At 68.7% G+C, this 22041-nt stretch carries 16 protein-coding genes; 3 read left to right on the top strand and 13 right to left on the bottom strand.

Going from position 1 to position 22041, the window contains the following annotated elements; translation table 11 throughout:
• Positions 1-70: 70 nt before the first annotated feature.
• The 4 genes from ABC337_RS11395 to ABC337_RS11380 form a co-directional block, all read right to left on the bottom strand.
• Entirely contained in the window at positions 71-487 is a 417-nt protein-coding gene (locus ABC337_RS11395) for a DUF779 domain-containing protein (RefSeq protein WP_412883854.1), read from the bottom strand.
• Positions 488-569: 82 nt separating this feature from the next.
• Entirely contained in the window at positions 570-2093 is a 1524-nt protein-coding gene (gene exaC / locus ABC337_RS11390) for an acetaldehyde dehydrogenase ExaC (RefSeq protein ID WP_412883855.1), read from the bottom strand.
• 176 nt (positions 2094-2269) lie between these two features.
• Positions 2270-3682, bottom strand: a complete 1413-nt coding sequence (locus tag ABC337_RS11385) for a GAF domain-containing protein (RefSeq protein ID WP_412883856.1) — start codon at positions 3680-3682, stop codon at positions 2270-2272.
• 195 nt (positions 3683-3877) lie between these two features.
• The gene (locus ABC337_RS11380; protein WP_412883857.1) at positions 3878-5317 is read right to left on the bottom strand and encodes an FAD-dependent oxidoreductase; all 1440 of its coding nucleotides are present in this window, start codon (positions 5315-5317) and stop codon (positions 3878-3880) included.
• 178 nt (positions 5318-5495) lie between these two features.
• Here ABC337_RS11380 and rarD point away from each other — a divergent pair, with 178 nt between their 5' ends.
• Positions 5496-6557, top strand: a complete 1062-nt coding sequence (gene rarD, locus ABC337_RS11375; protein ID WP_412883858.1) for an EamA family transporter RarD — start codon at positions 5496-5498, stop codon at positions 6555-6557.
• Between the two features lie 12 nt (positions 6558-6569).
• On the opposite strand, the gene ABC337_RS11370 is transcribed toward rarD, so the two are convergent.
• The 8 genes from ABC337_RS11370 to ABC337_RS11335 all read right to left on the bottom strand — a co-directional run bounded on the left by ABC337_RS11370 (position 6570) and on the right by ABC337_RS11335 (position 18670).
• Positions 6570-7442: a universal stress protein gene (locus ABC337_RS11370; protein WP_290256028.1), complete on the bottom strand. Its 873-nt coding sequence runs from the start codon at positions 7440-7442 to the stop codon at positions 6570-6572.
• 130 nt (positions 7443-7572) lie between these two features.
• A complete protein-coding gene (locus tag ABC337_RS11365; protein WP_412883859.1) occupies positions 7573-9168 on the bottom strand; it encodes an endo-1,4-beta-xylanase in 1596 nt (531 codons plus the stop codon).
• A 164-nt stretch (positions 9169-9332) separates the two neighbouring features.
• Positions 9333-11120 (bottom strand): polysaccharide deacetylase family protein, encoded by a 1788-nt coding sequence (locus ABC337_RS11360; RefSeq protein ID WP_412883860.1) that lies wholly within the window; start codon positions 11118-11120, stop codon positions 9333-9335.
• Positions 11121-11178: 58 nt separating this feature from the next.
• On the bottom strand, positions 11179-12981 hold the full coding sequence (locus ABC337_RS11355; RefSeq protein WP_412883861.1) for a polysaccharide deacetylase family protein: 1803 nt from the start codon (positions 12979-12981) through the stop codon (positions 11179-11181).
• Positions 12971-14320: a glycosyltransferase family 2 protein gene (locus ABC337_RS11350; protein ID WP_412883862.1), complete on the bottom strand. Its 1350-nt coding sequence runs from the start codon at positions 14318-14320 to the stop codon at positions 12971-12973. Before ABC337_RS11350 ends, ABC337_RS11355 begins: the two co-directional genes overlap by 11 nt.
• Positions 14317-14775 carry a hypothetical protein gene (locus ABC337_RS11345; RefSeq protein ID WP_412883863.1) on the bottom strand — a complete coding sequence of 153 codons (459 nt, stop codon included), beginning with the start codon at positions 14773-14775 and terminating at the stop codon, positions 14317-14319. The genes ABC337_RS11350 and ABC337_RS11345 overlap by 4 nt, the downstream gene beginning before the upstream one ends.
• 1030 nt (positions 14776-15805) lie before the next feature.
• Entirely contained in the window at positions 15806-17170 is a 1365-nt protein-coding gene (gene gabT / locus ABC337_RS11340; RefSeq protein ID WP_412883864.1) for a 4-aminobutyrate--2-oxoglutarate transaminase, read from the bottom strand.
• 69 nt (positions 17171-17239) lie between these two features.
• Positions 17240-18670: a gamma-aminobutyraldehyde dehydrogenase gene (locus ABC337_RS11335; protein ID WP_412883865.1), complete on the bottom strand. Its 1431-nt coding sequence runs from the start codon at positions 18668-18670 to the stop codon at positions 17240-17242.
• Between the two features lie 160 nt (positions 18671-18830).
• Here ABC337_RS11335 and ABC337_RS11330 point away from each other — a divergent pair, with 160 nt between their 5' ends.
• Positions 18831-20273: a PucR family transcriptional regulator gene (locus ABC337_RS11330; protein ID WP_412883866.1), complete on the top strand. Its 1443-nt coding sequence runs from the start codon at positions 18831-18833 to the stop codon at positions 20271-20273.
• Positions 20274-20446: 173 nt separating this feature from the next.
• Here ABC337_RS11330 and ABC337_RS11325 read toward each other — a convergent pair whose 3' ends face one another.
• Positions 20447-20986, bottom strand: coding sequence for a hypothetical protein (locus tag ABC337_RS11325; RefSeq protein ID WP_412883867.1), 540 nt, complete (start codon positions 20984-20986; stop codon positions 20447-20449).
• A 172-nt stretch (positions 20987-21158) separates the two neighbouring features.
• Between ABC337_RS11325 and ABC337_RS11320 the strand changes: the two genes are divergently transcribed.
• Positions 21159-22025 carry a DUF1206 domain-containing protein gene (locus ABC337_RS11320; protein ID WP_412883868.1) on the top strand — a complete coding sequence of 289 codons (867 nt, stop codon included), beginning with the start codon at positions 21159-21161 and terminating at the stop codon, positions 22023-22025.
• Positions 22026-22041: the final 16 nt, after the last annotated feature.

The following is a 22041-nucleotide window of genomic DNA, read 5'->3' as shown; positions in this document are numbered from 1 at the left end:
ACCTATTAATAGTAGTGTCCATCCACTGGACGGCCGCTTTAATCCCACATGGTGAGACGCTGGGGAGGTCTTAAACCGGCCAGTCCATCAGCGTGGAGCGGATCAGGAAGCGCTTGCCCTCGGGTGCCTCGACCGAGAACCCGCTCCCCCGACCGGGCACGACGTCCACCGTCAAGTGGGTGTGGCTCCAGTAGTTGAACTGCTCGCGGGACATCCAGAACTCAATCGGCTGGGCTGCTTCCGCGCCGGTGTCCGCGGCGATGTCGAAGCGTCCCAGCAGCACGTCGGAGCCGCCGGTGATGAACTCCCCGGCCGGGTAGCACATGGGCGAGGAGCCGTCGCAGCAGCCCCCGGACTGGTGGAACATCAGCGGCCCGTGCTGGTCCCAGAGTTTGCGCAGCAGCTCCACGGCCTCGGGGGTGAGGGCCACCCTCGAGAAGTCTTCGCCGGGAAGGGTGGACTCCGCGTCGAGCACGGGCTGGATCATGGCGGACTCCTGGGGTGTGGGAGGGGCTGAACGGGGTGCTGCGGGCCGGTCCCGGGTGGGGCCGGCCCGCCGCTGCCGCGGCTTAGAAGAAGCCGAGCTTGTTCTCGTTGTAGCTGACCAGCAGGTTCTTGGTCTGCTGGTAGTGGTCGAGCATCATGGCGTGGTTCTCGCGGCCGATACCGGAGGACTTGTAGCCGCCGAACGCCGCCCCGGCCGGGTAGGCGTGGTAGTTGTTCACCCAGACGCGGCCCGCCTGGATCTCGCGGCCGGCACGGTAGGCGACGTTGCCGTTGCGGGACCAGACGCCGGCGCCGAGGCCGTAGAGGGTGTCGTTGGCGATCCCCATGGCGTCGTTGTAGTCGCTGAACCGGGTCACCGAGACCACCGGGCCGAAGATCTCCTCCTGGAAGATGCGCATCTTGTTGTGGCCCTCGAAGATGGTCGGCTGGACGTAGTAGCCGCCGGCCAGGTCGCCGTCGAGCTCTGCGCGGGCACCGCCGGTAAGGGCCTTGGCGCCCTCCTGCTTTCCGATGTCGATGTAGGAGAGGATCTTCTCCAGCTGGTCGTTGGAGGCCTGGGCACCCAGCTGGGTGTCAGTGTCCAGCGGGTTGCCCTGGATGATCTTCTGGGTCCGGGCCAGCGCGTCGGCCATGAACGAGTCGTAGATGCCTTCCTGCACCAGGGCGCGGGAGGGGCAGGTGCAGACCTCGCCCTGGTTGAACGCGAAGAGCGTGAAGCCCTCCAGGGCCTTGTCGTAGAACGCGTCGTTGCTGTCGGCGACGTCGTTGAAGAAGATGTTCGGGCTCTTGCCGCCGAGCTCCAGGGTGACCGGGATGAGGTTCGCGGAGGCGTACTGGCTGATCAGGCGGCCCGTGGTGGTCTCGCCGGTGAAGGCGATCTTGCGGATCCGAGGGCTGGAGGCGAGCGGCTTGCCGGCCTCCACGCCGAAGCCGTTGACCACGTTGATCACGCCGGCCGGAAGCAGGTCGCTGATCAGTTCCATCAGGACCAGGATCGAGGAGGGGGTCTGCTCGGCGGGCTTGAGGACGACGGCGTTGCCGGCGGCGAGGGCGGGGGCCAGCTTCCAGACGGCCATGAGGATCGGGAAGTTCCAGGGGATGATCTGGCCGACGACGCCGAGCGGTTCGTGGAAATGGTAGGCGGTGGTGTCGTCGTCGAGCTGGGAGAGCCGGCCCTCCTGGGCGCGGACGGCGGAGGCGAAGTAGCGGAAGTGGTCGGCCGCGAGCGGGATGTCCGCGTTGAGGGTTTCGCGGATCGGCTTGCCGTTGTCCCAGGTTTCGGCGACGGCCAGCAGCTCGGTGTTCTCATCGATCCGGTCCGCGATCTTGTTCAGGATGGCGGCGCGTTCGGCGACGGAGGTCTTGCCCCAGGAGGGTGCCGCCTTGTGCGCGGCGTCCAGGGCGAGCTCGATGTCTTCGGCGGTGCCGCGGGCCACCTCGCAGAAGGCCTTGCCGGTCACCGGGGTGATGTTTTCGAAGTACTGGCCCTTGACCGGGGCCACCCACTCCCCGCCGATCCAGTTCTCGTAGCGGTCCTTGAACTGGACCTTCGAACCGTCGGTACCGGGTTGTGCGTAAACAGTCATTGCTAGCTCCTTTGCTGTGCAAGGTCGGTGGCGGACGCGGCCGGGACATCGCCGGCCGCCGCTGCACCCAGCGTAGGAGCGGGAAGGTTGCAGCCAGGTTGCATCGGCGTGACCCGGGTCACGTTCCGCGCGGCGGGCGCGGTGACAACCCCTGCCTGAGAGGGTCCGCGGGCCGGTCAGGCGCTGAGTTCGGCTTCCAGGCGTTCGAGTTCGGTGACGACGGCAGCCCGGCGCGGCGAGCGGGCCGGGAGCAGGCGCAGGGCCGCGGCACGGACCTCGACGTCGTCCCGCGCCTCGGGCAGGGCGGCGTACTTCAGGAGGGCATCGGCGCTGCCGTCGGTGAGGACCGCCTCCCGCAGCAGCGTCGCGACCCGGCCACGCAGCTCGACGACGCCGGGCGCCTCGGACCCTGGCAGGACGGCGCCGCGGTAGAGCTCCAGCGCGATCCGATGCGCGCCGCGCTGCAGGCAGCCGAGCACTTGTCCGGTGTCCGGGACCAGGTCCACCGGCAGGCGGTACGGCCGCGAGTCGGGCACGGCGGCGGGGTTGAGCTGCTGGAGGACCTTCCGCAGCCGCACCATCTCGGCCCGCAGCGTGGTGGTCGAACCGTCCCCCGGGTAAAGCAGGGCGGTGAGCCGCTCGGCGCTGAGGCCTTCCGGGTGGGAGCTGAGCAGCGCCAGGATCTCGCTGTGCCGGGCTGAGAGGGTGACGGTCCGGCCGTCGAGGGTGAGCACGGCCTGGTCCCGGCCCAGCAACTGCAGCCCGTTGCGGTAAAGAGTGCCGCCGGCGTTTCCGGTGCCCCGCCCGGCGGCGGCCGCGGCGGATCCGCCGGCAGCCGGGCTGGTCCGGCGGCGGCCTGCGGGGGTGGTGAGGCGGGCCGCCTCCCGCTGCAGGCGTTCCACCCGCAGGTGCGCCTGGGCGGCGGCGACGGTCGCCTCGACGAGGGACAGGGTGTGCGGGGCGACGGCGTTCTCGGTGCCGGTGATGTCGACGACGCCGAGCAGGGCACCGGAGTCCGGATCGTGGAACGGCACGGCCGTGCAGCTCCACGGGTGGACGGAGCGCTTGTAGTGTTCGGCGCCGGCAATCTGGATGCCTCGGCCCAGGGCCAGGGCGGTCCCCGGCGCGCTGGTGCCTACGGTGGCCTCGGACCAGTCCGCCCCAGGGACAAACATCATGGACTCGGCCCGGCGCTGCAGGATCGGGTTGCCCTCCACCCACAGCAGCCTGCCCACCTCGTCACCCACCGCCACGAGCATGCCGCTGTCGTGACTTGGCAGGATGAGGAGCTTGTGGATGACCGGCATGATGGCGGCCAACGGGTGCTGGCGCCGGTATTCCTCGAGTTCCTCGCGGTCCATGGCCAGCGGGGCCTCGGGGTTGTCCGGGTTGGCGTGTGACCGGGCGGAGCGCTGCCACGATTCCTGGACCAGGCTGCGCAGGCCGGGGACCGGGCCGTCGGGGAGGGCGGCGGTGTCACCCGCGGCGCCGAGGAGTTCGTGCCCGGCGCGGGCATACCGCTGCGTCAGCTCCGGGTCGGGTCCGGCGTAGGGTCCGTGCGGGGCTGGCTGCTGGAGCGGATTCCTCATTGAACTCCCCTGGCCGGCATCGGCGTCGATGCTCTGCAACTCGTCCCGTCGAGTCTACGGTCGCTGCACGCCGCCCGCCAGAGGATGGACCGACGTCGTTCGGGGCCTGCGACACGGAAAATGCCCGCCGCCCCGGTTGTTCCGGGTGCGGCGGGCATGATGTGCGTCGTCGGCGCAGGACCGCCTCAGGCGGCGTTAGTCGCGGGAGATCCGGATCATGTCCTCGCGCGGAACCACCTTGACGCGTTCGCGTTCGATGCCGTTGGCCGGGTGGGCGGCGGTCCAGGCGGCGCCGAGTTCCTTCTCGTGGGCGTCGAGCTTGTTCCAGCCTTCCCAGGTGGTGTATTCGACGCCGCGTTCCTTGAGGAGGTCGATAATGGCCTGCGGGTCCGGGTTCTGCGCCGGGGGCAGCGTGAGCCGGTCCTCCAGCAGGAATCCGATGGTCTCCAGGGCGTCGCCCTTGGTGTGGCCGATCAGGCCCACCGGGCCGCGCTTGATCCAGCCGGTGGCGTAAATCCCGGGGACCGGGCTGCCGGAGGTGTCCAGCACGCGGCCGCCCTCGTTGGGGATGACGCCGCGGCGGGCGTCGTACTCCAGCTCGGCCAGGGGCGAGCCGTGGTAGCCGATGGCGCGGTAGACGGCCTGAACCGGGTAGTCGACAAACTCGCCGGTGCCCTTGGCGTTGCCCGTGCCGTCGAGCTGCATGCGCTCGAAGGTCATGCCGGTGACCTTGCCGGGGTGGGCGGGGTCGTCGTGGATCTCGACCGGGCTGTGCAGGAAGTGCAGGTGCAGCCGGCGGGAAGCCGTGAGCTCGGAGAGGTCCTCGGGCTGCTCGGCGATCCAGTTCGTGAGCGTGCCCACCATCGTCTTGATCTGGTTGTTGGACTGGATCGCCTCATCCGAGGCCTCGTCGAACTCGAAGTCCTCCGCATAGAGGACGATGTCCACGTCCTTGGAGTGGGAGAGTTCGCGCAGTTCCAGCGGGGTGAATTTCACCTGCGCCGGGCCGCGCCGGCCGAACACGTGCACATCCGTGACCGGGGAAGCCTTCAGCCCGGCGTAGACGTTGTCCGGAATCTCGGTCACCAGCAGGTCATCGGCATGCTTGGACAGGATCCGGGCCACATCCAGGGCCACGTTGCCGTTACCGATCACCGCAATCTCCTTGGCCTCCAACGGCCACTCCCTCGGCACGTCCGGGTGCCCGTCGTACCAGGAGACGAAGTCCGCGCCGCCGAAGGAGCCCTCCAGGTCGATGCCGGGGATGTTCAGGTCCGCGTCCTTGATCGCACCGGTGGCGAAGATGACCGCGTCGTAGAAGGCCCGGAAGTCGCTGAGGGTAAGGTCGCGGCCGTAGGTGACGTTGCCCAGGAAGCGGATGTCGCCGCGGTCCAGGACCTTGTGCAGGGCGTTGACGATGCCCTTGATCCGGGGGTGGTCCGGGGCCACGCCGTAGCGGATCAGGCCGTAGGGCGCCGGGTAGGCCTCGAAGAGGTCGATGCTGACCTCGAGGTCCCCGTCCTTGACCTGGTTCGACTTTGTCAGGATGTCCGCGGCGTAGACGCCGGCCGGTCCGGCGCCGATGATGGCGACGCGGAGGGGACGATTGGACGGTGATTCGGCCGAGTTGGACACCGGGAACCCTTCTGACTCTTGGCGGATGCGCCGGCACGATGCGGCGCGCAGTCTTCCATTCTAGATGCCCGCGCCCGTTCCAGGCCCGGAAATCGGGAGCGGGCGTGACGGACGTCGCAGTGCGGCGGCATCCCGGACACGGCCCGGCGGGAGGAATAGGGTCCGCGGAGGTGATGTTATGTCTCCTGTGCCTACTTCCGACGGATCCTCCGCTCCCACCGCCCTGACCCCCTCGGGAGATGCTTCCCCCGCAGCGAACGGCGTCTCCCGCGGCAGCGGTCCCGGCCCGGCGGCAACGCCCCCGGTAACGGACAAGACAGCGGACAAGGAAACGACGACGGGCATCCTCTTCGGCATCGGTGCGTACGGGCTGTGGGGGCTGCTCCCGCTCTACTTCTATGTGCTGAACCCGGCCGGCGCCGTCGAGATCGTCGCCAACCGCGTGGTCTGGTCGCTGCTGTTCTGTGCCCTGCTGATCACCGTGTCCCGCGCGTGGCCCGCCATCGGCGCCGCCTTCCGCAACCGCACCGTGTTCGGCACCCTGGCCCTCGCGGCCGGCCTGATCGCGGTGAACTGGGTGACCTACACGTACGGTGTGACCACCGGCCAGGCGGTTGAGACCTCGCTGGGGTACTTCATCAACCCGCTGGTTTCGGTGCTGCTGGGCGTCTTCGTCCTGAAGGAGAAGTTGCGGCCGCTGCAGTGGGCGGCGGTGGCGGTGGGCTTTGTCGCCGTCGGCGTCCTGACCTACTCCTACGGCAAGCTGCCCTGGATCGCGCTGACACTGGCCTTCAGCTTCGGCCTCTACGGCTTCGTGAAGAAGCGGGTGGGCCCGCGCGTTGACGCCCTTACCAGCCTCAGCGTGGAGACGTTCGTCCTGGCCCCGATCGCCGCGGTGGCCATGGTGGTCCTGGCGGTCACCGGCGCCGCCACCCTGACCAGCAACGGCTCCGGCCACTTCTGGCTGCTCGCCGCCTCGGGCGTGATCACCGCCGTGCCGTTGCTCTTCTTCGGCGCCTCCGCGCGAAGGCTGCCGATGACCACCATCGGGCTGTTGCAGTACTTCGCCCCCGTGCTGCAGTTCATCGTGGCGCTGGTGGTCTTCAAGGAGGCGATGACCCCGGAGCGCTGGGTGGGCTTCGGCGTCGTCTGGCTGGCGCTGCTGCTCCTGACGGCGGACATGCTCCGGGCCGCCCGCCGGAATGCGGTGACCCGGAAGCGCGCCCGCGCCGCCGCCTAGTTGTTAGTAGGCCTAGTCCTCCGGGCTGCTGTCAATCCGGACGTAGTCCCGCGGGACCACGACCATCGGAACCGGCAGGGCGCGCAGGACCTTGTTGGCCGTACTGCCGAGGAACAGCTTGTTCTTCTCGGCCAGCCGTGAGGACCCGACGATCATGATTTCGGCGTCGTCCCACTCGAGGTCGTCGATGGCTTCCTCGATGGTCCGGCCGTGGGCGACCTCGACGCTGACGTGGTGGCCCTCCGGGAGCCGTTCGGCGGCCGCCCGCAGGACCGTGTTGGCGTGGACGTGGGCCGCGTTGACGTTCTCGCCGCCGTCGCCCTCGGCGTCCAGTTCCACCAGGGAGACCAGCCGCAGCGGCACGCCGCGCCGTTCGGCCGATTCGATGGCGACGTCGATCGCCGCTTCCGCGCCGGTGCGCTGGCCCACGGCGAGGGTGAGACGGCTGACCGGTTCGGTGCGCCGGTAACCGCGGGGAGCGAGCGCCACCGGAACCGGGGAGGCGTGCAGCAGGGCGTTGGCCACGCTGCCGATGCTGAACCGCTTGAACAGGCCGTTGCCGGCGGCGCCCACCACGATCAGGCCGGCCCGGTATTCCTTCGCGGCGTCGATCAGTCCGGCGGCGAAGGACTCCGCCTGACGGACGTGGAAGCGGGCCTGCAGCCCCTCCGGGACGAGGGCCAGCCCCTGCCGCTCCGCCGTGAGCACCGATTGTTCCGCGGCGCTCACGCGGTTGCCCTGCGGGTTCAGCGCCACGTACGGGGTGTTGCGGTCCACCACGTGGACCAGGTCCAGGTGGGCGCCCTGCGCCCGGGCCATGGCGGAGGCGAGCGCGACGGCGTCCGCGCCGCGGTCGTTGGGGGTGTAGCCGACGATGTATCGCATGTGTACCCCTTGTGGGTCCGGGCAGGACCGGGCATCCGCCCGGGATCCCGGGCTGCGCTGGCCGGCCTGCATTCCTGCAGTGTTGGCACGACTCTAGCCCAGCAATGCGCGGATGCGGGAGGTTTCAGGCTCAGCCGCCCAGGACCTTGCGGAGCGCGTCGTAGGCGGGGGTGGGTTTGCCGCCGTCGAACAGGAAATCATGGCCCTGTTGCAGGGTCCCGTCGTCCTCGATCCGCCAGTCGTAGCGGTCGTCGACGCCCCAGGTCGTGTAGGAGACGCAGGTCTGCGAGCGCAGGCAGGTGGAGAGGACGGCGGCGTATTGCTCGGCTTGGGCCTGCTTGCCCCTGCCGTCGGTGACGTCGTTCTCCGAGATCCGCACCCGCAGCCCGGCGTCGCCGAATTTGCCGAGGGTTTTGGTGAGGTCGGCCGCGGAGATGGCGTCCGTTTTCAGGTCGTAGATGTGGGCCTGCAGGCCCACGCCGTAGATGTGGCCGCCCGCGGCATTGGTGTCCAGGGCGAGCTTGAGCAGGGCGTCCTGCCGGCGGCCGGGGACGTCTGCGCCGTTCTCGTTGATGTACTGGCGGACGTCCGGGTCCGCGGCGAACACGGCCTTTGAGATGACGGCCGGGTAGTTGGCGCCGAGCACCCGGTACCAGACGTTCTTCTGCATGCTGGTGCCCTGGTCCACGTCGAAGGGTTCGTTGACGACGTCGAGCGAGGCGAGCCTGCCCTTGAAATGAGTCACCACGGTTTTCACGTAATCCAGGAGGGCCGCGGCGCTGGAGCGGCGTTCGGCATCCGTGCCGCTGGGCAGGTCCTGCATCCAGCGCGGCAGTGCCTCGGAGAAGGTGATGGTGTGTCCGTGCACGGCCATTCCCTTGCTCTGGGCGATCGCCAGGATCGCGTCGGCTTCCTCGAAGGTGTACTGGCCGCGGGCCGGGGACAGGAATTGCGGCTTCATGGCGTTTTCCGGGGTGAGGGCGCCGAAGTTGCCGGCGAACGCGCGGGCGTAGTCAGGGTCCCCCGTCAGCGGCCCCAGGGCGACGGCGGCCCCGATCCGGAAGTCGGGCCGGATTTTGGCGGCGAGCGCCTGCAGCCCGCCGGTGGCGGAGCCGTCCGCGGCAACCGCGGCGCCGGAGGCGCGGAGCCCGGTGGACGCCGGCGCCGTCGCCGTGAGGGAGGTGACATCGAAGCTGCCCGCTCCGGTGGAGAACCCGAACCAGAGGGTGCCGGAGGAGAAGATGTTCGCCAGCGGCTGGGAGGAGAGAGTGTCCGGGCCGTTGAGGATCTTCAGGGTGTCCCCCGACCGGTTGACCGTCAGGGCGGCCGCGGGGTCCTTGAGCGTGACGGTCTCATCGTGCACGGGGGCCGGCCGGGTCACGTCCTTCTTTTGTTTCCCGTCGAACACGGCGATGTGCAGGGCCGTCCCCTGGAGCGTGAGACGGAGTGAGGCCGGTTCGACCCGGAATTCGTCGGCGATGATCGGCGGCTGGTTGTAGACAGTCCATGTCGCGTCGGTGCCGATGTTCGTGAAGGTGGCGGCGAGGGTGAAGTCCCCGGCCGCCTCCAGGTGGGTGCCGGCGAGGTTCACCGGCGGGTTGGGCTGGCCACCGGAGCCGTCCTGTTCGACGATGGTCCGCTGGAGCGCGGAGACCTGCAGGGCGCCGCCGTCGGCCGTGATGCCTGGGGTGTGCTCCCAGTCCTGGCGGAGCAGGTCGATGGTCACGTCGGGTTTCGGAGCCGGCGGCGTGCACCCCGCGGCAACGGCAAGGACGGACGCCAGCACCACCAACCGTGATGCCCGGCGCCCGCCCATTGCGTCTCCAATCGTCCTTTCGTTTCTACTCTCTTTGTGCCCGGCGCGCAGCCCTCGCGCACCGGGCACGGGCCCTACGGTTTGGTCCAGCGCACGTCGTCGAAGTACCCCTGGACTCCGGAGTTCCCCTGCACGATGACCTGGAGGCTCGCCTTGGCGACCGACGTCGTGCTCGGCGAGTAGGTCAGGTCCACGTTGGTGACACCGGCGGCGGTGACCCCGAGTTTGTATTGGCCGGAGATCCACTGGCCGGCGGAGTTGTACTCGTCGATGTAGAAGCCCACCTCACCGCTGGTCCGTGCCGTGACGTTTAGGTAGCTGGCGATCTTGTACGTTCCGGCGCTGACGGCGACCTGCGGCGAGAACAAGTGCTTGTTCGCCGTCGTGGCCGTCATCTTGACCGAGTTCACCGGGTTGGCGGGGCTGCCGTGGTTGGCGGCGTCGGCCAGGATGGTGGTGGCCGAGTCGGTGGTCCAACCGGCGCTGATGCCGGCGTCGAAGGTGCCGTTGGCCACGAGGTTGGTGGCCGGCTGCGGGGCGGTCTCGGCGCCGAGGGCGAACATCTGCATGTTGTCCACGTAGGCCGTGATGCCGGTCCCGGTGACGTACACCTGGAGGCTGGCGGAGGCGACGCTGGTGGAGCTTGGCGTGTAGGTGAAGTTCATCGACTCCACCCACTTGGTGTTCTCCCGTTTGCGGAACTGCCCGGAGATCCACTGTCCGGCGGAGTTGTATTCGTCGACATAGAAGCCCACCTCACCGCTGCTGATCGCGGCCACGTTGAGGTAGGCCTTGAACATGTAGTTCGTGGCCGGCGTGACCGGAACCTTGGGCGAGAAGAGGTGGCGGGAGGCGGTGCCGGAAACCAGCTTCACCGATTTGGCCGGATCCGGGTAGTTGCCGTTGGTACCGGAGTCGGCGGTGATGCCGGTCGGCGCGTCAGTGGTCCAGCCGTCGGCGATGCCGTTGTTGAACGAGGCGTTGGGCAGCTTGTTGGGGCTGCCGTTGACCAGGCCCTTGCTGACATTGACGTTCTTGATCAGGCCCGCGGAGACCTTGGTCTTCACGTACGCGGCCAACTGGTCCAGTTCGGCGGTGCCGTACTCGTAATCATCCGGGTTCTGGCTGGGCGAGGGCCGGATGTCGTGGAAGGTGAAGATCACCCAGGTCTTGTTCGCGATGGCCGAGTCCACCTGGGCCTTCAGGTTCGAGACCGGTGTGGTGACCTCCTGGACGGGGACGTCACGGAGCAGGTAATCCCCCAGCGGCCAGGGGTTGTTGCCGGTGTCCGCGAAGCCGCGCATCGAGCTGTAGTACTTGGCGATACGGGCCAGGGCGGACATGTCGTAGTCGCCGTAGGGCGGTGCGAACGCGGTCGGATTGAAGCCGTGCGACACCAGGGCGGAGCGGCTGTTGGCCAGCTCGGCCTCCACCTGCGCGGCGGTGAGCTTGGTGGCCTGGCAGTCATTGCCGACGCTGACCAGGCACTGGTGGTCCACGGTGTGCGAGCCGATCTCCCAGCCGTAGGTGTTCTGCAGCTGGGTGATCTGGTCCCACGTCATGTACGGGACATCGGTGTTCGCCCGGCAGGTGTTGGGCGCCGTCGTCATTCCGACACAGTTGGTGATCACGTAGCTGGTGCCGGTGAGCCCGTACTTCTGCAGCGTGGGGGCGGCCTGGGTAATGGCGCTCTGCTGGCTGTCGTCGAAGGTGAAGGACACGAGCGGAGTCGCCGAAGGGTTGTCCACGGCGGCGTTGGCCACGGCGGGCGTGAGCAGTGCGGCACCCATGGCCGCCACCGCCACCCCGACGGTCATCAGCAAGGCGCGCCCCCGCGCTAAGCCGGATCTGGTTCTGGTCATGAATTTCTCCGTATCTCTTGGGTGACCTCAGCTGCGGGGCCGCACCGCCGGACGGCGGTCAGGGTCCCTGCAGCTGCGTGAACGCCTTCGCTACCGTCTGCACCCGGATGCCGCTGTCGGCGATGATCTGGAGCTGGGTGGCAAGGGCGTCGCTCGTGATGGTGCTTCGGTCCGCCGCGATGGTGTGTTCCTGGGTGCCCGTCGAATCGGGAGCCGAGATCTGGTGGTAGACCATGATGAGCCAGCCGTTGGCCTGTGCGGTCTCGGCGAGCGCTTCCTTGAGGGTTTCCGGCGTGGTTTCGTCGGTGACGTAAAGGACCTTCAGGTCCTCGGGGTCGAGGTTCTGCCGCGTGTTGATGCCGTCGTCGGTTCCGCGGATGACGTTGAAGTATTTCCCGGCGTACCACTGGACCTGTGGATCGGTGCGCCCGTACGGGGGCGCCAGGTCATCGGTGGAAAGCCCGGCGGCGGCCAGCCCGTCTTCACTCTTGCGCAGCTGCTCATCCAGTGCGCCGGTGCCGATGGAGGTCAGGTCCAGGTGCTGGTAGCTGTGCGCCGCGATCTCGTGCCCGGACCGGTGCAGCTGCTGGATTTCGGCCGCGGTCATGAAGTTCGGCGTCTCGATGGAACTGGCGTTGATGTAGTGCGTGGAGACGAAGTTGTGCTTGTTCAGCAGCGGCAGCGCCCTGTCGTACACCGACTGCCAGCCGTCGTCGAAGGTGATGGAGACCATCGGCTGGTTCCACCGCAGCGGCCCGGGGCGGGTGATGTCCTTCAGGGAGTAACCGCGGACGGCCGTGGTTCCGTTGGCGTGGGAGATCAGGGTGACCATCACGGAGGTGGCTCCGGCCGGGGCCTGGACGACCTCGCTGACCGTGGTCCACTCCCCGGCCGGCGGCACGGTGGCGAGGTTCCGGAATGTCCGTCCGCCGCCGGCCAGTTCGAACTCGGCCACGACGTCCACCTCCCGGTCGGCCCGGTAGCTGGCGCCAAATTCGTAGGAGCGGTCCGGACTCACGGTGACCGGCGGGTACTGCCATTTGCCCTCGCCGTTCTGGTAGTTGCTGATGCGGGTCCAGAAGAAGCCGCCGTCCTGGTCCACGCCCCGGCCGGATTGCATGGCCAGGGCACCGTAGGTGAAGGGGGCCCAGCCGTCGGCATCGCCGGGCTGCGGGCCGGCGGGGCCGGGCGGGGGGATCAGGTTCGGTCCGGCCGGGGACGCGGGCGGGACGCGGACGTCGTCGGCCGCCTCCAGGTAGGCGCCTTCAACCCGGAGGGTGCCCTTGGACGCCAGCCGGAAGACGTACTCCACCGCCGTCGTCTTGTCGTTGGTGTCGAAAGCGTCGCTGACTGTGAAGGGGGAATTTCCGGGTTTCTGCAGCGGGTTGCGCAGTTGTTCGAGGGTGGCGCTGCCGTCGGCGTGGTGGTGCCGGGCCAGCAGGGTGAAATCGGCGTCGCTGCTGGCGAAGGCCTTGAACAAGTAGGTCTTGCCGGGGGCGACGTTGACGCGGGGCGTGGTCAGCGTGACGTCCCCGGAGGAGTAGCCGGTGATATCGAGCTTCAATGCCTGGCCGATCACCTGCCCGTCCGTCACGTCGAGGGAGGTTTTGGCGTCCCCGCTGTGGTTGACGGTCCAGCCTCCGGTGGGCGCGGCGTTCGCGGCTCCGGAGACTGAGCCGGCGGAGCCCTCCGCGGTGCGGACCAGCGGCGGCATCAGGTTCGCACCCGGGCGGGCCTGGGCGATGCCGTTGGTGGCGCCCGTGTACAGCATCCACCCGGCCGCCACCAGGGCCACCACTGCAGCGATGACCACCAGGGGGTTTAGCAGCAGCCTCAGGATCCAGGGGCGCCTACGTGCCATGGGCTACCACCGCCGTCGTGCTTCCGGCCCGCTGCGGCGACTTCCATGTGTTCACTGCGGGACGGCGGAACAGGCCGCGGGAGCGGACGATGCAGCGGACCGCCGCCGTCAGCTGGACCAGGTCCATGATGTAGAAGAGGAAGTACGCCGTGGGCGCGTAGACGGTGAGCCGGGTGCGTTCCCGGGAGTTGAGGTTTTCATCCAGCCAGATGGTCATCAGCGTGTAAGCGGTGATGGTGAGGTAGGCGCCCAGGACCAGCGCCGGTGTCCTGGTCACCAGGGACCAGTAGACGGCGTAGGTCCACGCCAGCGGGGAGATCAGCAGGGTGAACTCGCTCAGCAGGGCCATCGGCATCCGGTAGTAGGCCAGGGTCCGGGTGTAGCGGCGGCTGGGGTTGAACATCATGCCGCGGTACTTGATCAGGTTCTGCAGGCTGCCGTACTTCCAGCGGTAGCGTTGCTTCGCCAGCGCCCGGAGGCTCATGACGCCCTCGGTCTTGGCCACGACGTCGGAGCCGTAGACCAGGCGGAAGCGCCGGTTGCCGAGACTGGTGACCTTCTCGCTCAGGCCGATGTCCTCCGTGAGGGTGTCCGTGTCGTAGAAGCCCACCTTCCGCAGCACCCGCATCCGGTAGGTGGAGGCCACTCCCCCGACGACGAACTCGCAGTTCATCAGGGAGTACAGCTTTTTGGAGCGGTAGCCGATCATGTGTTCGAAGCGCTGCAGGATGCCCAGCGCGGTGGTCTCCTCCAGGATCTTGACGTTGGCGGCAACGCCGGCCACGTAGGGGTCCTCGAAGTAGGCCAGGGCGTTGGAAATGGCGTCCGGGGCGATGATCGAGTCGGCGTCCAGGGTCATGACGAACTGGCCGCGGGCGTGCCGGCGCAACGCCGCGTTCAGGGCGGCGCCCTTGCCCACGTTGTGGTGCATCCGCACGATCCGCAGGTTCATGCCGGGATGGCGAACCTGGTAGTCCCGGACCAGGCGGCCGGTCAGGTCAGTCGAGGCGTCATCCGCCACGATCACCTCGAAGGAGCGGTACAGGCTCCGCCCGATCGAGTCCAGGGTCCGGACGATGACGGCTTCCTCGTTGTGGGCGGCGACAATGATCGAGACCAGTCCCGGGACCTCGGGCGCCGCGCGCCGGGTCCAGGTGGCGGTCGCGGCGCACTCCGGTTCGAAGTCGACGCGGCGGGGGACGGCCCTGACGGCCTTGCGGCGTTGCTGCCACACGTCGTAAAAGTTGGCACCGACCAGGTACAGGCCGAAGTGCATCACGTACAGGATGCTGACGCCGGCGAACAGCCAGAACGTCAGCAGCGGCATATCCAGGCTCACGGCTTCGCTGCCCTCGCTGACATGGCGGGGAGGTGCTCGTCGGTGCGGGCCGTGGGGTGCAGGTCACGGGGCCGCCGGTAGGGCAGCGTGATGGCCGCGCCCGCGCCGTGCGCTGCCAGGGCCGGACCCGCGGCGGCCGGGAAGGGCGCCGGCCCGGCGGACGGCAGGCCCGCCCCGGGCGGGTCGTCCGCCGGGTGCCCGGCCGCTACCGGCGCCACGCTGGCGGCGACGGTGGCCGGGCGCGCTTCGGGCGGCTGGATCAGGTCGACGGCGGCGTCGATCACGGCGTTGACCGCCGGCTGGGCCGCCTCGACGGCTGCGTCGATCACGGCGGTAACCGCCTGAGGCAGCAGGTCCGCAGGGGAGTCCACCGGGGAGGCGACGACGGCGGACTGGCGTGCGGCACCACGCCTGGCGGCGCGGCGGTATACGCGGATTGCCGACGAAACGGACAAGGACGGTGAAGATAACGAGCGCCCACAACACCAGGCTCATCTGTGCGACGAAGCCCAGCAGGGCCTCGAACAGCGCCCCGTCCCGGCCGAAGGTCGTCTCCGCGGGCACGGCTACGGCAGCGGGAAACGGCCCGGTCATGCCGGCACCTCCTTGAAGGCACGCGCGCCGGAAACCGCTCCGGCCGTCACGGTGCGCGCCATGCTGCCGCCGGCTTGGGTGCCGGCAAGGCAGCCGACGAGTGGATGTCGGTGGAGCCGGCCGGATAGATGCCGGGTGTTTGGGTGTTGGGTATGTAGACGCTGAATCATTTGCATGTCCCCTCTCTCGTGCAAAAGTTGGTGCCACGGCCCCCACGGATCGGCATCGTTGACGTCCATGGCGCGGTGGCCGCGCACGGTGCATTCCCCGCCGGAACAGAGTGGTTTCCGGTATCGGGGCGCGCTAACGCAGGGTGGTGGCCGGTCCGCGGTAGCGGAGTGAACCGGACTAAGCTCCGGTTGCGTGGGCCGTGGGTGCCGTGTCAGGCAGGAGGTCTCCCCTGCGTTCCCCGGGTCCCTCGCCGGGGGTTGAGTTGTGATGAGGTTTTCAATGGCGACTCCCCTCATGGGGGCCTGCCAGCATCGGCTGCCGGCCCTTTCTTCACTTCCACGGTACGGAGGCGGCCGGAGGGCGAACACGAGTAGCCGGTACTACAAAAAGGACCGAGTGATTACCTAGGCAAAGGTCCCCTCCCGGCCCCGGTCTGAGTAGTCGGCGGGCCGGGGCTACGCGGACCGAAATGCGGCTCTGACATGGGTATTTTCCGCGGGCTACCTGTGGCTACGCGCGCTAGGGCCTTTAGTACCCGGCCAGCCTCCGGCGGGGCCCGCAAGTGGTGCTCAAGGGGCCGGAGCGACGGAGGGGAAACAAAAAAGCAGCACCCCCGCGATGCGGGGGTGCTGCTTCGGATGAGTACTGCTGCCGGGTGCTTACCGGGCCCGGGTCAGGAACCGGGCCGGCCGTCCGGCCGGTTTAGCCAAGGCTGAACGCTCAGGCGTGGGCCTTGATGGCGGCCGCGAGGACTTCCAAGCCGTCGGTGAGCAGTTCGTCGCTGATGACCAGCGGCGGGAGCAGGCGGATGACGTTGCCGTAGGTGCCACAGGTGAGGATGATGACGCCCTCCTTGAGGCAGGCGGCGGCGACGGCCTTGGTCAGCTCCGGGTTGGGCTCCTTGGAGCCCTGCTGGACCAGTTCGACGGCGAGCATGGCGCCCCGGCCGCGGATGTCGCCCACCACGGAGTCCTCGCCGAGTTCGGCGGCGAGCTCACGCAGCTTGCCGGTGGCGAGTTCCTCGATCCGGCGGGCACGGGCGTTCAGGTCGTACTGCTCCATCGAGCCGATCGCGGCCAGTGCCGCGGCGCAAGCCACGGGGTTGCCGCCGTAGGTTCCGCCGAGGCCGCCCGGGTGGACGGCGTCGAGCAGGTCGGCGCGGCCGGTGATCGCGGAGAGCGGCATGCCGCCGGCGATGCCCTTGGCCATGGTGATGATGTCCGGGACGACGCCCTCGTGGTTGACCGCGAACCATTCGCCGGTGCGGCAGAAGCCGGACTGGACCTCATCGGCGATGAAGACGATGCCCTTGTCCTTGGCCCAGGCGGCCAGGGCGGGCAGGAAGCCCTCGGCGGGGACAATGAAGCCGCCTTCGCCCTGGATGGGTTCGATGATGATCGCGGCCACGGACTCGCCGCCGATCTGCTTCTCGATCATGGTGATGGCGCGCTTGGCGGCCTCGGCACCGGTGATCTGCGGGTTTTCCTCGCGGAACGGGTAGCTCATCGGCATCCGGTAGACCTCGGGCGCGAACGGGCCGAAGTTGGTCTTGTATGGCATGGCCTTGGCGGTCAGCGCCATGGTCAGGTTGGTGCGGCCGTGGTAGGCGTGGTCGAAGGCGACGACGGCGTCGCGGCCGGTGGCGAGGCGGGCCACCTTGACGGCGTTCTCGACCGCTTCGGCGCCGGAGTTGAACAGCACGGTGCGCTTCTCGTGGTCGCCCGGGGTGAGCCGGTTCAGCTGCTCGGCGACGGCCACGTAGCCCTCGTAGGGGGTGACCATGAAGCAGGTGTGGGTGAAGTGCTCCACGGCCTCCTTCACGGCGCCGACGACGGCGGGGTCGGAGGCGCCCACGCTGGTGACGGCGATGCCGGAGCCGAGGTCGATGAAGGAGTTGCCGTCAACGTCCTGGATGATGCCGCCGTCGGCGTCGGCGACGTAAACCGGGACGCTGGACGCGACGCCGGAGGCGACGACGGCCTTGCGGCGCTCGGTCAGGGCGACGGACTTGGGGCCGGGGAAGTCGGCCTGCACGCGGCGCTTCTGCTCCAGGCGGTAGGTGAGTTCGTTGGCGGTGGTGGTCATGGCGGGGCCTTTCTCAGGGTGAAGTGGTCGGCAGGAGCCTGCGTTATGCGACAGCGTTATGCATTGGCGTTATGCATCGAGTGCGGTCATCACGTGCTTGATCCGGGTGTAGTCCTCGACGCCGTACATCGAGAGGTCCTTGCCGTAGCCGGACTGCTTGAAGCCGCCGTGCGGCATCTCGGCGGTGAGCAGGATGTGGGTGTTGATCCAGACCGCGCCGAAGTCCAGGTCGCGGCTGACGCGCATCGCGGTGCCGTGGTCCGTGGTCCAGACGCTGGAGGCGAGGGCGTAGTCGACGTCGTTGGCCAGCTCGATCGCCTCGGCCTCGCTGCTGAACTTCTGCACGGTGATGACCGGGCCGAAGGTTTCCTTCTGAACGATGTCGTCGGTCTGCTTGGCGCCGGTGATGATGGTGGGCTCGAAGAAGAAGCCCTTGTCCCCGGCGCGGTGGCCGCCGGTTTCGATCCGGCAGTTCTCCGGCAGGTTCTCCACCACGGAGGTGACCGCGTTGAAGTGGTTGACGTTGTTCAGCGGGCCGAAGTAGTTGTCTTCGTCGTTCTGCGAGCCCGTGTGCAGGGTCTTGGTGTGCTCCACCATGGCGGCCACGACGTCGTCGTGCACGGAATCCTCGACCAGTACGCGGGTGATGGCGGTGCAGTCCTGGCCGGCGTTGAAGAAGGCGAACTCGGCGATCGCCGCGGCGCTCTTCTTGATGTCCGCGTCCTTGAAGACGATCGCGGGGGCCTTGCCGCCGAGTTCCAGGTGGGCGCGCTTGAGGCCCTTCGCGGCGCCGGAGGCGACGGCGATGCCGGCCCGGACGGAGCCGGTGATGGAGACCAGCCCGGGGACCTTGTGCTCGACCATCATGGCGCCGGTCTCGCCGGTGCCGAGGACCACGTTGAGCACGCCGGCGGGGAGGATTTCGCCGGCGAGGCGGGCCAGGACCAGGGTGGATTCGGGGGTGGTGTCGGAGGGCTTGAGCACCACGGTGTTCCCGGCGGCCAGGGCGGGGCCGATCTTCCAGATGGCCATCAGGAACGGGTAGTTCCACGGGGCGACCTGGGCGACGACGCCGATCGGTTCGCGGCGGATGAAGGAGGTGTGGCCTTCCATGTACTCGCCGGCGGACTTGCCCTCGAGGAGGCGGGCGGCCCCGGCGAAGAAGCGGAGCTGGTCCGCGCCGGCGGCGACTTCTTCGGCGGCGATCAGCGAGCGGACCTGGCCGGTGTTGCGGTGCTGGGCCTCGACGAGCTCGTCGCTGTTGGCTTCGACGGCGTCGGCGAGCTTGAGCAACATCAGCTGGCGCTGGCCCGGGGTGACGTGCTTCCAGCTGGCGAAGGCGTCCTTCGCGGCGGTCATGGCGGCGTCGACGTCAGCCTGGACGGAGATCGGGGACTTCGCCACAACCTCGCCGGTGGCGGGGTTGACGATGTCCAGCAGGCCGGTGCCGGCAGGCGTGACGAACTCGCCGTTGATGAAGTTCTGCAAGGTTTGAACCACGGTGTACAACCTCTTTCGTGCTGGCCTGGGTCAGGCAGGGATGAGGGGATCGGTGACTGCTCCGAGCCTATGCCAGGGTGCTTGGGGGTGGAATAGGCAGCTGCACACCGGCCCGGCGGCACTTTAGTGCGCCTGACCAGCACGCCGCTATCCTGAATCCATGGCAATTTCTCTCGCCGCCCTGCTGGGGGTTCCGTCCCTGCGGCTGACGAAGGCCGGCCTGGCCGAGACCACCTGGCACCAGGACATCCACTGGGTGGCGGTTACCGAGCAGGAGGACCCGCAGCGCTTCCTCAACGGCGGGGAACTGGTCCTCACCACGGGCATGCGGCTCCGGTCCGCCCCGGAACAGCGCCGCTTCGTGCGGCAGGTGCAGCGGGCCGGTGCGGTGGGGATCGGCTTCGGCGTCGGCCTAACCCACGAGGCGGTCCCGCCGGCCCTGGTGGCGGAGGCCAACCGCTGGGGGCTGCCAGTGGTGGAAGTTCCCTACGAGACGCCGTTCATCGCCATCGGCAAGCTGGTGGCGGACGCCCAATCCGCGGACCACTACGCCAAGCTGGAGCGGCTCATTGCCGGGCACCAGATCCTGGCCCGGGCACTGCTCACCGGCGGCGGGCTGGCCGAACTCCTCAAGCACCTCGGGACGATGCTGCGCACCGACCTAATCCTGACCCAGTTCACCGCGGAGCTTTACAACAGCGCCCCGGGCGGGTCCTCCCCCAGCACTGACGGCTGGGCGTCCTACCCGATTCCCACCGGACGCCGGGACGCCTGCACCCTGTGGGTGAAGCAGCCCTTCGAGGACACCGGGATCATCGGCTACGCCCAGAACCTGATCAGCGTCGAACTGAACAACATGGTCAAGCAGCGGCAGGCGCAGCGGGCCCTCGCCGGGCAGGTGCTGGAGGATGTCATCCACGGCACGCTTGAGCCCACCGAGGCCGCCCGCCGGCTCGCCGGGATCGGCGTCGACAGCACCCGCAAGAACGTGGTGCTGCTGGCCGAATCGCCTGCCCACGCCAAGCAGCTGGGGAGTTCCTCCTTGCCCCAGCCTCTGCGCGCCGCCGTGACCGCCGTCGTGGGCAAGGACCTGGTGGTGGTGGTCGCCGACGACGGCAGCGGCGCCAGCGCCCTGGCCCGCAACCTCAGCGACCACCTGGCCGAGGCCGGCATCCATGCCACGATCGGACTGGGCGGGGCATACACCAAACCGAACGGGCTGCGCTGGAGCTACTTCGAGGCCCGCGAGGCGGCCAGCCACGGCCTTCCGGTCAACGAACCCGAACGGCTGAGCCTGACCTCGCTGCTGCTGGCCAGCGAGGACGTCCCGCTGGCGGACATGGCCAACGAATCGCTCAACCCGCTCCGGCAGTTTGACGCCGCGCACGGGGCGGAACTGATGACAACGCTGGAGAGCTACCTGAACAACAACGGTTCCGTTGCCGCGGTGGCCGAGGAGCTGACCCTGCACCGGAACACGGTGCGCTACCGCCTGGCCCAGATCACGGACCTGACCGGGTACGACCCGGCCCAGACCGCGGACCGGGTCCAGCTCTGGCTGGCCCTGGCCGTGCAGCGGCTCAGCGCCCGCCACCCACGTTAGGGCTCCCGGCCGCCGTCCTGAGCCGCGCCCCCGCTCCGCTCGTCGGCCCGAAATCCGCCGAACCACTGTTTGCCCGCACAGCACGGCGGGGCCGGATCCGGTGCCGGGATGGTTCCCGGGCCGGTTCCGACCCCGCCGTGGTGGTGCCGCGGAAGGACGGTGCTGCTGAAGGATTAGGAGCGGCCGAGGCCCTTGAGGACGTTCTTCGGCCGCTGCATCTCGCCGTGCTTCGCGCCCAGGACGATCACCCAGCCGGCGAAGACCGGGATGGCCCACTGCAGGATCTTCAACTGCTGCTGCGCGGAGCGGAGTTCCTCGGAGGCGCCCGGCTTCGGTTCGGTGGCGCCCTCGGCGCCTTCGGCGGCGAGCTTCTCAACCTTGGCGCCCTGCATGCCGGCGTAGAGGGTGACGCCCGCACCGGCGGCGGTCACGATCGACTTGTAGATGCTCAGTCGGGTGACGCCGTCCTGCTTGGCCATCCGACCCTTGTTCTCCCACATGATGGCCAGGCCGGAGAGGAAGTGCGCGCCGAAGGCCGCGGTCTGGTACGGGGCCCACTTCTTCCAGCCCAGGCTGGAGAGGCGGGTGCGCTCGGCCGGGTCCTTGGCCTCCGCGGTGGCGCCGTTGAGTCCGATGGCGCCCATCAGCGAGCCGCCAAACCAGGCGCCTGCGGTCAAATCGTGAATGGAACGTGCAACGAGGTTTCCTGCCATGATGAGCTTCCTATCGTCTGTCTGCGGGTTCGGGCCGGCACGGCCAAGGATCAACCATGCCCCAGCACATAGTAAGCACACTTACCAACAAGTGTGAAGTCCGGCCTCACCGCCGGCCGGCCACTGGCGTCAACGTCCGGGACACACCCTCCCGGCGCGTAAACTCAGGGCCATGAAACGGCAGACGGACTGGGTGCGTGGCGGCGGCACGGCACCGGACGTCGACGGCGGACTCGACGGCGCCGTCGACGCGGCCGAGGCCGCCTCCAACAGCCGGGCGCTCGACGTCGTCGCCCGCTGGGGATTCGCGGTAATGGCCCTGCTGCACATCGTCATCGGCGCGATCGCCGTGGCCCTGGTCCTGGGGGCGCCCGGCCAGGCCGAACCCACCGGTGCCATCGAACAGCTTGCCGACAACCCGTGGGGCCCGGCGGTGATGTGGGCCGGGTTCATCGGCTGCGCGGGCCTGGCGCTGTGGCAGCTCAGCGAGGCCACCCTGCGGGCACGGCACCTGCCGCGCGGCGAGCGCCTGGGCAAGCTGGTCTCCTCCGGGTTCCTGGCAGTGGCCTACGGCAGCGTGGGCTGGACCTTCGCTAATTTCGCGATCGGGGTCCGCAGCGACTCAGGTGATTCCACCGCCGCCCTCAGCGAGAATCTGATGAGCCGCCCGCTCGGCGGACCGCTGCTCATCGGCTTGGGCCTGACCGTCGGCGGGATCGGCGTGTACTTCGTGGTCAAAGGTCTGGGCAAGAAGTTCAAGGAGGAGCTGCGGCACTTCGAGGGCACCCACCGCGGCCACCTGATCAGCGGCCTGGGTGTGGCCGGGCACGTCGCGAAGGGCGTGGCCCTGATCCTCACCGGGCTGCTGTTCGTCATGGCCGAGGTCACCGACGACCCCGCCTCCTCCACCGGCCTGGATGGGAGCCTGAAGGCCCTCCAGCATCATCCGTTCGGCCCGTTCCTGCTGCTGGCCATCGGCGCCGGCTTCATGGCCTACGGCTTGTTTGCCCTGATCCGGGCCCGCTTCGGGCGGATGTAGCCGGGCCCGGCGGCCC

Origin of the sequence: Arthrobacter phoenicis, assembly GCF_047238215.1 — a bacterium.
GTDB lineage: Bacteria > Actinomycetota > Actinomycetes > Actinomycetales > Micrococcaceae > Arthrobacter.
Note: the sequence above shows the minus strand (reverse complement) of the source record. Positions and strands in the feature narration are given on the sequence as shown.